This is a genomic window from Methylobacterium sp. E-005 (genome assembly GCF_022829725.1).
GTDB lineage: Bacteria > Pseudomonadota > Alphaproteobacteria > Rhizobiales > Beijerinckiaceae > Methylobacterium.
This window is the reverse complement of record NZ_JAKSYG010000073.1, coordinates 119,889-131,360: the sequence shown is the minus strand read 5'-3', so window position 1 is coordinate 131,360 and position 11,472 is coordinate 119,889. Positions and strand designations below refer to the sequence as shown.

At 70.1% G+C, this 11,472-nt stretch carries 12 protein-coding genes; 2 read left to right on the top strand and 10 right to left on the bottom strand.

Going from position 1 to position 11,472, the window contains the following annotated elements; translation table 11 throughout:
* Window positions 1–263 precede the first annotated feature (263 nt).
* Window positions 264–1,511 carry an ABC transporter substrate-binding protein gene (locus MKK88_RS08290; RefSeq protein ID WP_243998696.1) on the top strand — a complete coding sequence of 416 codons (1,248 nt, stop codon included), beginning with the start codon at window positions 264–266 and terminating at the stop codon, window positions 1,509–1,511.
* Window positions 1,512–1,520: 9 nt separating this feature from the next.
* Here the strand turns inward: MKK88_RS08290 and MKK88_RS08285 are convergent, their stop codons facing one another.
* The 7 genes from MKK88_RS08285 to MKK88_RS08255 all read right to left on the bottom strand — a co-directional run bounded on the left by MKK88_RS08285 (window position 1,521) and on the right by MKK88_RS08255 (window position 7,367).
* On the bottom strand, window positions 1,521–1,946 hold the full coding sequence (locus MKK88_RS08285; protein ID WP_243998695.1) for a hypothetical protein: 426 nt from the start codon (window positions 1,944–1,946) through the stop codon (window positions 1,521–1,523).
* A 43-nt stretch (window positions 1,947–1,989) separates the two neighbouring features.
* A complete protein-coding gene (locus MKK88_RS08280) occupies window positions 1,990–2,559 on the bottom strand; it encodes a hypothetical protein (RefSeq protein ID WP_243998693.1) in 570 nt (189 codons plus the stop codon).
* A 432-nt stretch (window positions 2,560–2,991) separates the two neighbouring features.
* Window positions 2,992–3,216, bottom strand: coding sequence for a hypothetical protein (locus MKK88_RS08275; RefSeq protein WP_243998691.1), 225 nt, complete (start codon window positions 3,214–3,216; stop codon window positions 2,992–2,994).
* Between the two features lie 256 nt (window positions 3,217–3,472).
* Entirely contained in the window at window positions 3,473–4,216 is a 744-nt protein-coding gene (locus MKK88_RS08270; protein WP_243998689.1) for an ABC transporter permease, read from the bottom strand.
* The gene (locus tag MKK88_RS08265) at window positions 4,213–5,145 is read right to left on the bottom strand and encodes an ABC transporter ATP-binding protein (RefSeq protein WP_243998710.1); all 933 of its coding nucleotides are present in this window, start codon (window positions 5,143–5,145) and stop codon (window positions 4,213–4,215) included. Before MKK88_RS08265 ends, MKK88_RS08270 begins: the two co-directional genes overlap by 4 nt.
* Before the next feature lie 11 nt (window positions 5,146–5,156).
* Window positions 5,157–6,368 (bottom strand): ABC transporter permease, encoded by a 1,212-nt coding sequence (locus MKK88_RS08260; protein ID WP_243998687.1) that lies wholly within the window; start codon window positions 6,366–6,368, stop codon window positions 5,157–5,159.
* A 90-nt stretch (window positions 6,369–6,458) separates the two neighbouring features.
* Window positions 6,459–7,367: an ABC transporter substrate-binding protein gene (locus tag MKK88_RS08255; protein WP_243998685.1), complete on the bottom strand. Its 909-nt coding sequence runs from the start codon at window positions 7,365–7,367 to the stop codon at window positions 6,459–6,461.
* 290 nt (window positions 7,368–7,657) lie between these two features.
* On the opposite strand from MKK88_RS08255, the gene MKK88_RS08250 reads away from it, so the two are divergent.
* Window positions 7,658–7,873, top strand: a complete 216-nt coding sequence (locus MKK88_RS08250; RefSeq protein WP_243998683.1) for a hypothetical protein — start codon at window positions 7,658–7,660, stop codon at window positions 7,871–7,873.
* A gap of 7 nt (window positions 7,874–7,880) precedes the next feature.
* On the opposite strand, the gene MKK88_RS08245 is transcribed toward MKK88_RS08250, so the two are convergent.
* The 3 genes from MKK88_RS08245 to MKK88_RS08235 form a co-directional block, all read right to left on the bottom strand.
* Window positions 7,881–9,356, bottom strand: a complete 1,476-nt coding sequence (locus tag MKK88_RS08245) for a protein adenylyltransferase SelO (protein WP_243998680.1) — start codon at window positions 9,354–9,356, stop codon at window positions 7,881–7,883.
* Between the two features lie 52 nt (window positions 9,357–9,408).
* Window positions 9,409–10,338: an oxidoreductase gene (locus MKK88_RS08240; protein WP_243998678.1), complete on the bottom strand. Its 930-nt coding sequence runs from the start codon at window positions 10,336–10,338 to the stop codon at window positions 9,409–9,411.
* A 62-nt stretch (window positions 10,339–10,400) separates the two neighbouring features.
* Window positions 10,401–11,435, bottom strand: coding sequence for a phosphatase PAP2 family protein (locus MKK88_RS08235; protein ID WP_243998677.1), 1,035 nt, complete (start codon window positions 11,433–11,435; stop codon window positions 10,401–10,403).
* Window positions 11,436–11,472 lie beyond the last annotated feature (37 nt).

Sequence of the window (11,472 nt, the reverse complement as noted above, 5' to 3'; positions counted from 1 at the left end):
TCGCGATGGTCCAGGCAGGAGGCCTATTCGAGGATGACCGTCCAACCCATCCTCTCATCCTGAGGTGACCGCGCAGCGGGCCTCGAAGGAGGGCTCCAGGGATCGCTGAGCTGTCTGGAGGGCTCCTTCGAGGCCTCCGCTTCGCTCCGGCATCTCAGGATGAGGGGGGAGGGACGGGATTGGCCGGCTTTGGGCCGCCATGCGGCTGAGACGACGCGCGAATCAACAAAACAAAAGACAACCAACGAACGGGGAGGAAATCCATGCCTGATCGGATCTCGCGGCGGAAGCTGGCCCTGCGCCGGGGCGCGACCCTGGCGACGGCCGCCGTCGCGGCCTGCCTCGCCGCCGCGCCGGCCCGCGCCCAGTACGCCGACGGCGGCATCAAGATCGGCGTGCTGACCGACATGTCGGGCGGCTATTCCGACCTCGCCGGCCGGGGCTCGGTGACGGCGGCGCAGCTCGCCGTCGAGGATTTCGGCCGCCCGATCAACGGCCGCAAGGTCGAGCTGATCTTCGCCGACCACCAGAACAAGGCCGATATCGCCTCCGCGATCGCCCGCCGCTGGTTCGACACCGAGGGCGTCGACGCGATCTTCGACACCAACTCCTCGGTGGCGGGCCTCGCCGTGCGCGAGGTCGCCCGTGCCAAGGGCAAGATCGACATCAATTCCGGCGCCGGCTCCATGGCGCTGACCAATGCCGCCTGCTCGCCGACCGGCGCCCACTGGACCTGGGACACCTATTCCCTGGCGGCCGGCACCGCCACGGCGCTGGCGGACGACCCCAAGAACACGTGGTTCTTCATCACCGCCGACTACACGTTCGGGCACGATCTGGAGAAGCAGGTCACCCGCGTCGTGAAGGCGAGGGGCGGCACGGTGCTGGGCTCGGTCAAGCACCCGTTCCCCAATCCCGATTTCTCGTCCTACCTGCTGCAGGCACAGGGATCGGGCGCGAAGATCATCGGCATGGCCAATGCGGGCGCCGACACGATCAACACGATCAAGCAGGCGAGCGAGTTCGGCATCCCGCAGGGCGGCCAGACCCTCGGCGGGCTCAACATCTTCCTGACCGACATCCACTCCGTCGGCCTCAAGGACGCCCAGGGCATGATCCTGACGACGGGGTTCTACTGGGACATGGACGACCAGACCCGGGCCTTCGCGAAGCGCTTCGGCGAGCGGATGGGCGGGCGGATGCCCACCATGGTGCAGGCCGGCGATTACTCGGCCGTGCTCCACTTCCTGAAGGCGGCCGAGGCGGCCGGGACGGATGACGGCCTCAAGGTCATGGCCAAGATGCGCGAATTGCCGATCCAGGACTTCTTCGCCCGCAACGCGACCCTGCGCGTCGATGGCCGCATGGTCCACGACATGTACCTCGCGCAGGTGAAGACCCCCGCGGAATCCAAGGGGCCGTGGGACTTTTACAAGATCCTGAAGACCATCCCGGGTGAGCAGGCGTTCCAGCCCCTGTCGGAGAGCACCTGCAGCCTCGTGCAGAAGTGAGGCCGGGGCCTACGCGTCGTCGGATGCGGCCCTAGCCTGCGCCCAGGCGCGGTCGCGCTCGGCCTGCCGGGCGCGCTGCTCCGCCGCGTAGGCCTCCTGATCCGGCTGATCCTGCCGGCTCCGGCGCTTGGCCCGGGCGGCCGCCCGCTTGCGCCACGCCTCGGTCTCGGCCTTCTGGCGCAGCAGCTCCTCGACCGTGATGGGTTTGACCGGCTCCTCCGGCTGCGCCCAGGCGTAGGCCCGCCGGGGCGGCGGCCGGGGCGCGGGATCCGGCCGTGCGGGACGGGTCGCGCGCATCGCCTCGGCGAGCGTCAGGCCGGCCCCGGCGGCGATGCGTTCGGCCGCAGCCCGCGCGGCGGCGCGCTCGCCCGCAGTCGCCCCCTGCGCGGCGAGCGCGAGGCACTTCTCGAACCGGTCTCGATCGGCGGGCGTCATCGGGCGCGTATAGCGCCCGGACGACCCGCCGTCCCGCCGGTTTTCAGTCCGGTTTGGCGCTCGCCACCGTGTAGGTGAAGCTGTAGCTGCCGAGCTTCTCGCCGACCACCTGGACGGCGCCGTCCGTCAGGGTGTTCAGCCGGCGTGAGCGGATCGTCATCGTGCCCGACAGGCCCGCGAACTTGCCGGTGCCGCCGATCCACTGGCCGGTCCCCTCGTTCACCGCCGCGAGCGGCTGGAGCGGGTAGTCCCACTTCTCGAACACGTGGTCGCCATCGGCGTCGACGTAGTCGCAATAGCCGTGGTTCTCCAGCGTCTTGGCGCCGTTGTCGATGACGGGGGCGGAGGTGCAGCGCCCGGCCATGTTGTGCAGGAGCTTCCCGCCGGATTCGTTCACCGCGGTCATCATGTTGATCGTGGCCGAGGCCATGCGGTTCTCGCCGATGGTGACGGGCTTCGGCGCCCCCACCACGGTCGAGGTGTAGGTGATCCGGAAATCACCCTGCCGCGGCATGTCCGCGGCGCCGGCCGCGGCGGAGCCGAGGAGCAGCAGGCCGAGCGTCGCCGTCGAATAGATTGTGGTTGATCCGATCGCGTGTCTTCTGCACGTCATGACAACCTCCCTGTCCGGCGCAGGCAAGTTCGATCCAGCCCGGTCTCCCGATCTAAATCTGACCGGCCGAATCAGCAGCGCCATGCCAATAGTGTCGCTTTCGCTAGGTCGGATCAACGATATGTTTTTTATAATTATGAAAACTTGGAAAGAAATCGCATTGAAGCTATATTACCTCTAATTAAAGCAATAGACCTAGAATTTAAGACATAAACGACAATCAATATGCCCACTATGCAATATTATAATTTACAAAGCTACGAATCATCTGCGTTGTCCGGAAAGATATTGCTGGAAGATATGCCAGAACTGGGCGGTTTGATTTCTGGACGCGTCGTGTCGCTGGTCCAACATTGTTTCATTGAGCGATGTTGGCAGATCCGGCTCGTTCATGCTGCCCGACAGGACGATGCTCCGCGATGCGGTGGCAGTTCATGCGTCGGCGCAGGCCTTGCCGTCCGTTCGGCTTTTCAATGCGCTGGCGCTGCCGCCGGGCCCGCTGAGGGCGATGAGGATCCGCCCCAGCAGCACCCGCGAGTGCCGCGCGGTGCTGGTCTCGATGGCGGCGTTCGCAGGGCGCGGGCCAGCGTCGTAGGCTGCGCGCAACCGCGCGAGCTGACGCGTCCGCCATTCGAGTTCGGGATCGATGGAAGCCATCACCCGCCCTCCCAGCCGGCTCTGATCCGCGGTACGCCCCCGCGAACGAGCCTTTGACCAAACCGAGTCGGGGAGTTGGAAAACCGTGTCTGAACGGTCCCTACGACCTTTAGCGCCGGAACGCCTGGACATACGTCGCAGGCTCCCCGACCGTGTGGTCAAGGTGCAGGTACCGTTCTGGTCGGCACCAACCATCAGACAGGGGATTCCACGCCCCAGAACCGCGCGTACGGCCCCGCGAGACCATTAGTCGATTCTAGGAAGGAAATCCAGATCGCTGCGCCGCAGCATGCTCGATGGCACGCAGGCCGGTGTCGAGCAGGATCGCCAGGGCCGAAACGATGAACCCACCCTGCAGGACGTAGGCGGTGTTGCCGGTGAGCAGGCCCGAGATGATGACCTCGCCAAGCGTGCTGGCCGCCACCGTCGAGCCGATGGTCGCCGTCGCGAGGCCGATGACGGTCGTAAGCCGGATCCCGGAGAGGATCATCGGCAGGGCGAGCGGCAACTCCACCTGGATGAGCCGCTGGCGGTCGGTGAGGCCCATGCCGCGCGCCGCCTCCATCAGCGCCGGATCGAGGCTCTCAAGACCGGTCAGCGTCGTCTCGAAGATCGGCAGCAGCCCGTACAGCACCAGGGCGACGAGGGTCGGCACCGGCCCGAACCCGAAGATCGGCACGGCGAGCGCCAGGACCGCCACCGGCGGAAACGTCTGGCCGAGATTCGCCAGGGCCCGGGCGAACGGCAGGACGTCGCGCCCCGCCGGCCGGGTCGCGGCGACCGCGAAGCCGATGGCCAGCACGCTCGCCGCCAAGGTCGCGGCGGCGACCAGCAGGAGGTGATTGACGGTGAGCGTCAGCAGCGGGGTCTGCCTGTAGATCGGTGCCGTGTCGCCGGGGGCGAAGGGGCGGAACAGGTCTGCGAAGCTCTGCGGCGTGAGCAGGAAGACGCCAAGCAGGCCCAGCAGCGCCAGATATGCCAGGAGGCCGGCACGACTCACCGGGGGGCGCCCTGCGCCTCGAGGGCGGCGCGCGTCACCCGGCCGAGGAGCACGCCGTCGCGGCTGACCGGCAGGGCAGGGCGCTCCGACCAGAGGCTTTCGGCCAACGCCGCACGCACCGAGGTACCGGCCGGGATCGGCTGGCCCGGCGCCGTACCGGGCTCGACGAGGTCGTCCACGACGCGCAGCGCCATGAGTTGAAAGGCCCGGTCGCCGCCACCGAGGAGGGCCGCGACGAAGTCCGTCGCCGGGGCGCTGATCAGCATGGCCGGGGCGGCCTCCTGCACGAGGCGGCCTCGATCCATCACCGCGATCCGATCGCCGAGGCGCAGGGCCTCGTCCATATCGTGGGTCACCAGCACGATGGTGGTGCCGGTGCGCCGCTGGATCGCGAGAAGGTCCGCCTGGGCCTGGCGGCGGATGATCGGATCCAGGGCGCCGAAGGGCTCGTCCATCAGCAGGATCGGCGGCTCGGCGGCCAGCGCCCGGGCGACCCCGATCCGCTGCTGCTCGCCGCCCGACAGCGCCGCCGGGAACCGGTCGCTGTAGGTCGCCGGATCGAGGCGGAACAGGCCGAGCAGCGCGTCGACCCGCTCGTCGATCCGCCGCCGGTCCCAGCCCAGCAGTCGCGGCACCACCGCGATGTTCTCCGCCACGGTCCGGTGGGGGAACAGGCCGTGACCCTGGATCGCGTAGCCGATCCCCCGGCGCAGGATGTGCGGAGCCACCGCCCGGATGTCCCGGCCTTCGATCCGGACCGTACCGGCACTCGGCTCGACGAGGCGGTTGATCATCCGCAGCAGGGTCGTCTTGCCGGAGCCCGAGGTGCCGACGATCGTCAGGATCGTCCCGGGCTCGACACGCAGGTTGACGTCGGACACGACCGCGCGGGCGCCGAAGATGCGACTGATTCCAGCGAGCTCGATCATCGGTTCCGGCATCAGGGAACCCGCTCCTTTGCGCGGCTTAGGGCGATGGCGGCATCGAGCAGCACGGCGACGCCGCTCGCCAGGGCGGCCGTCGGCAGCGCCCCGAGCAGGACGAGATCGCCCGCGTTCTGGCTGATGCCCTGGAAGACGAACACGCCCAGCCCCCCGCCGCCGACGAGCCCCGCGATCACCGCGAGGCCGATGTTCTGGACGAGGACGATGCGGATCCCGGTGAGGAGCCCCGGGAACGCCAGGGGAAGTTCCACCTGGAGGAGGCGCTGGCGGCTGGTCATCCCGACGCCGCGCGCCGCGTCGCGCACCGGCCCGGGGACGGCGTCGAGCCCCGCCACCGTCGCGGCGGTCACGGGCAGGAGCGCGTAGGCCCACAGGGCCAGGAAGGCCGGCGCCGGGCCGATCCCGGCGATCCCCAGTTCCGCGGCCCCGGGGATCGTCCGGCCGATCCAGGCGAGGGGGGCGATCAGCATCCCGAACAGCGCCATGGAGGGGATGGTCTGCAGCCCGTTGAGGCCGGCGAGCAGCGCCCGTCGCACGGGCGGGACCGACCGCGCCAGGATGGCGGCCGGGATCCCGATCAACGCTGCGGCCGCCACCGACGACAGGGCGAGGCCGAGATGGGTGCGGACCTCCCGGCCGAACGTGTCCGAATGGCCGGCATATTCCCGCATCACCGAGAGGTTGTCCCAGAATCCGGACCGCAGGGCGAGCGCCGCCAGGAGCGCGATGGCCGCCAGCGCCGCGACCTTTGTCCCGGGACCGGGCCGCAGGCGCGCCAACCCGTCGCCGGTGGCGAGGCCGGCGGCCGCGAAGGCCAGCCACCAGCCGGACTCCAGCGAGACCCGGCTGTAGCGGTCCCCCGGGGGCGTGAGGTGATCGGCCGCCCATCCTGCCGCGAGCCCGAGCAGCAGCAGCGCGGCCGCGCCCGCGGCGAGCCGAAGGGGTGGCGTGATCCGGAATGCCAGCAGCGGCGCGGCGAGCCCCGAGACGGCCAGGAGCGCGAGCGCTTGGCCGGCCGGCAGCGCTGACCACGCCATCAGGGCCGTACCCTCGGCGATCCGGTTCGGCCGCTCGACCATCAGAGGCAGGGCCAGGAGGCCGACGGCCAGCAGGGCGGCCAGGAGCGTGCCCAAAGGATCGAGGCCGGACAGGATCCGACTGGCCGGATGGGGGGTGGTGTCAGGCCCGGTCGCAGAGGATTGGCCCATCTGAGGCTCCGCGTGCAGCCGCAGGAGCGTGGCCGCGCGTTGCGGGGACTTAGCGCGACCAGTGCGGACATGGCGAGCGTGCGCCGGGCCTCACCGCACGAATCCCGCCGCTTTCAAAAACTCTGCCGCCACCGCCGAGGCGGGTTCGCCGCGGAGCTGGACCCGGCCGTTGAGGTCGCGCAGCGTCGCGAGGTCGAGTCGTCGGAAGATCGGGTCGAGCACCGTCGCGATCTCCGGATGAGCCCTGAGGACCGCCCCGCGGACCACCGGTGCCGGCTGGTAGACCGGCTGGACGCCGCGATCGTCCGCCATCACGACGAGATGGGCTGCGGCGAGGCTGCCATCGGTCCCGAACACCATGGCGGCGTTGGTTCCGGAGGTGCCCCGCGCCGCCGCCGCGATGGTGGCGGCGGTGTCCCCGCCGGCCAGGATGACGAGCTGCTCCGGCTTGAGCGCGAAGCCGTAAGTCCGGCCGAAGGCGGGGAGCGCGGCCGGCGCAGAGACGAATTCCGAGGACGCGGCGAGCTTGATCGGGCCGCCACCCGCCACGTAGCGGCCGAAATCGCTCATCGTCGTGAGGGTGTTGGCCTGGGCGAGGTCGTTGCGCACCGCGATCGCCCAGGTGTTGTTGGCCGAGGCGGGCGCCAGCCAGACCAGATCGTTGGCCCTTAGATCGAGGCTCCGGGCGGTCTCGTAGGCGGCCCGCGCGTCCTTCCAGACCGGGAGATCCTGCTGTCCGAAGAAGAACGCCGCGTTGCCGGTGTATTCCGGATAGATGTCGATCTGGCCTTCCAGCAGGGCGCGGCGCACGATCGACGTCGCCCCGAGCTGGGTCTTGTCGACTGTCGGAATGCCCTTGGCCTTGAGTGCCTGCAGGATGATGGCACCGAGCACGCCGCCTTCCGTGTCGAGCTTGGAGCTGACGACGACGGGCGCCGCGTGCGCGGACGACAGGCTGAGGCACAGCGCGACGAGTCCCGCGAGGATCCGCTTGCCCATCGTTCAGGAACTCCTTTCCCCGCGGCGCAGGCGACCTGCCGCGTCCGGCGGGTCAAAGAGGATCGGAGATGGCGCTGCCGCCGTCCAGTCGGCTTACGGGGTCACGATGCCGCCTCGCGTGTGCAGCATCATGGCCGCTCCGTAACCGGGGAACAGGTTGGCGAAGACTCTATCAAGTCTTCGAAATCTTATTAACTTCCCTTAACCTTGACACGAACTTGCGCTGAACCCCGGCGATCCTGAAGATATGTACACGTGCAGGTTGCTTCAGATGGGGCCGAGTCAGACACATGTCGTATTCGATCTTCGTCCGTGATCTTGCCCATGACCATGGGCGCGCGCCGCTCCTCCTGGCCTACGACATCCAGGATCGGTCGCTGGCGGCTTCCCTCGTGTCGGTGATCGCGACCTCGTATCGAGATCACGGGTTCAATCCGGCGACGCGGGTGCATTGGTTCCGCGCCGAGGGCTCCGTGCACGAGATCTACACCTGGCCGCAGGCGTGAGCACGCATCACGTGCCGCAGAAGGTCCGGTAGCCGACCCCGCCGCCCTCCGGCGCCTGCGCGTAGCGGGCGTATTCCGGCTGGTCGGCGTAGGGTCGCGCCAGGACGGTGAGGAGGGTCTCGAACGGGCCGAAATCGTCGTGCTCCACGGCCGCCGCGATCATCGCCTCGACCTGATGGTTGCGCGGGATGAAGGCCGGATTGACATTCCGCATCCCGGCGGCGGTTTCGGCCGGATCCTGGCCCTCGGCGGCGAGGCGCGCCCGCCAGCCGGCGGCCCAGCCGTCGTAGGCGGTCGGGTCGACGAACAGGTCGCGCACGGCCCCGTCGCCCTCCGGCCCCTCCGCGGCTCCGCAGAGGGCGCGGAAGGTCAGGGTGAAGTCGGCCTGGTTCTCGGCCATCCGCTTCAGGAGGTCGCCCACCAGCGCGGGATCTCCCTCCCGGACCGCGCCCAGGCCGATCTTGCGATTGAGGCCACCCTGATAGGCGGCCTCGAAGCGCGGGGCGTAGCCGGCGAGTGCGGCCTCGGCGGCGGCGACCGACTGGGTCTCGTCATCGGCGAGCAGCGGCAGCAGGGTTTCGGCGAACCGGGTGAGATTCCAGAGCGCGATGCGCGGCTGCTGGCCGTAGGCGTAGCGGCCGGTCCGGTCGATGGAGCTGTAGACGGTGCGGGGATCGTAGACGTCGAGGAAGGCGCAGGGGCCGTAATCGATCGTCTCGCCGGCCACCGCCATGTTGTCGGTGTTCATCACGCCGTGGACGAAGCCCACGAGCAGCCAGCGCGCCACCAGCTCGGCCTGGGCGGCGACGACGGCCTCGAGCAGCGCCCGATAGGGATGCTCGGCCTGCGCGGCCGCCGGGTAGTGCCGGGCCACGACGTGATCGGCGAGCGCCCGCAGGGCTTCGACGTCCTCGCGGGCCGCGAAGAACTGGAAGGTGCCAACCCGGATATGGCTCGCCGCGACCCGGGTGAGAACCGCGCCGGGCAGCACGGTCTCGCGGATCACCGGTTCGCCGGTGGCGATTGCGGCGAGCGCCCGGGTGGTCGGGATGCCTAGTGCCGCCATGGCCTCGCTGACGAGATACTCGCGCAGCACCGGCCCCAGCGCCGCCCGCCCATCGCCGCGCCGGGAAAACGGGGTCGGTCCGGAGCCCTTGAGCTGGATGTCGCGGCGGATACCGTGCCGGTCGATCACCTCGCCGAGCAGCACCGCGCGACCGTCGCCGAGCTGCGGCACGAACTGCCCGAACTGATGCCCGGCATAGGCGGCGGCGATCGGGTCGGCGCCGACCGGATTCGCATTGCCCGCCAGCGCCGCGATGCCTTCGGGGCCGGACAGCCAGTCCGGGTCGAGGCCGAGCTCGTCGGCGAGCCCTCGATTCAGCCGGATCAGGCGGGGGGCCGTCACGGGCGTCGGTTGGCGGCGCGCGTAGAAGCGCTCCGGCAGGCGGGCGTAGCTGTTGTCGAAGGGAAAAGCCGTCATCGGGGGGACCTATGGAGGGGCGTCGCGGCGGGCAAGCGGGGCGGGTATCCGGTCAGATCGTGCAGGCGATCCCGGTCAGCGTCTCGGACACCGACCAGAGCTGCTCCGCCGCCGCGATATCCTGAGCCTGCGCGGCGATGTCGGCGCGGGTCGGATGGCCCCGGAGTTCCCAGATCCCGTCCGGCCCATAATAGGCGCCGCCCTCGGCCTCCGGCGCTGTTGCGGCGTAGAGGAGCGGCAGCGCCCCGTCGGCGGCGGACTGGCCGATCACCGAGAAGATCGCGTGCCCGGCGATCCGCTGGATCGGTCCCGCCCGGTCGCCGCGCCGGACGACGTCGGTCCGGGCCACGCCGGGATGGACCGGGATCGACCGGATCGGCGCGCCCGCCGCCCGCAGCCGCCGGTCGAGTTCGAGCCCGAACATCAGCATCGCGAGCTTCGACTGCCGGTAGGCCTTCTGTGGGCCGTAGGGGCGCTGGAGCTGCAGGTCATCGAAATGGATCCGCCCTGACCGGTGGGCCAAGCTCGCCACGGGGACGATCCGGGACGTGGGCCGGCGTGGCACGAAGGGCAGGAGCAGCCCCGTCAGGGCAAAATGGCCGAGATAGTTGGTGCCGAGCTGGCGCTCGAAGCCGTCCTCGGTCTCCTCGCGGCGGGGCACGCTGGCGATGCCGGCATTGAGCAGCAGGATGTCGACCGGCCGCCCCTCGGACCGCCACCGTTCGCCGAAGGCCCGGACGGAGGCGATACGGGCGGTGTCGAGGGGGTAGGCGGAAAGGCGTGCGCTGGGGTGCCGGCGCCGGATCGACGCCATGGCGCGTTCGGCCTTCGCGACATTGCGGGCGGCGAGCACCAATTCGGCCCCGGCCCCCGCCAGGGCGAGGGCGGCCTCGTAGCCGATCCCGCTCGTGGCGCCGGTCACGACCGCCAGCTGCCCCGCTTGGCTCGTCATGGCGCTCGGCGTCCAGCGGGTTTCGGGCATGGCCTGTCGGGTCTCCGTTGCAGAGCTAATCCATAGGCTTCCGGGTGGTTCGCGGCCCGCGCTCAGGCGTCGGCCGGGCTGATCGTTCCGGCGACCGGGCTGGCCGGGGCCGCCGCCGGGGTGCGCTGCCGGGTCCGTGCCCGGATCGTCAGGGCCCCCACCGCCAGAACCGCCCCGGCCAGCACATCAGGCAGGTAGTGGCCGCCCGCGCTCAGCGTGGCCACGATCACGGCGGCGTTGAGGAGGATCGCGAGCGGGCCAAGGAGGGGTAGCGGCGCCAGCGCCCAGGCCGTCAGGATCGCGAGGCACACGTGGAAGGACGGGAAGGTGGCCAGCCCCCGCAGGTCGCCGAGCGCCAGCGTGTCCAGCGTGCCCGCCCGCAGCCGCGCCACCGGCTCCAGATGCCAGAGTGCCCCGACCGTCTCCAGGTGCTCGGACGGGACGCGGCGCGGCGCGTAATGGGCATAGGGCCCCAGGGCCGGCAGCAGGGAGGCGATGACGATCACGCAGAGCAACGTGACGGAGAACAGGCGCGTATAGGCCCACAGCCGCCCGAGCCGGCGGGTCGCGCTCAGCGCGATGACCACGATGCCGACCTGCGGGCCGCTGGAATGATAGGCGAGGGCGAGCCACCACGACAGGGTGGGATGCCGCGCCAGGAACGCCACATGGGCAGTCCAGTCGAAGCCGAGCCCGGCCTCGAACCGGGCCAGCGCGTCATCGACGAAGGGCAGCCCAAGACCGGCGGCCAGGACGTGCAGCACCGCGACCGGGACCGTGAAGGTGATCAGGTAGGCGCTGGCCAGCGCCATGCCGCGCAGGGGCGGATCCGATTTCACCGTGGCGAGGCACGCGGCGGCGAAGAGCAGGACGACCACGATTGCGGCCGCCACGGCGAATCCCATCGGAGCGGCCGCCATGTGGATCGCCCGCATCCAGGCGGCATCGAGTCCGATGATCGCGAAGCTTAGGGCCCAGAGGCGGGGATCGGGCGCGGCGATCCCCAGAACGAGGCGGCGCAGCCGGGGATGGGTCGCCCCCGGTTCGCTGTCAGCGGACCGGGGTTCGGCGTCTGCGACCCGTTCGTGCGATATCATCCGGCCCTGCTCACCCCGCGGTCGATACTTGGCCGCA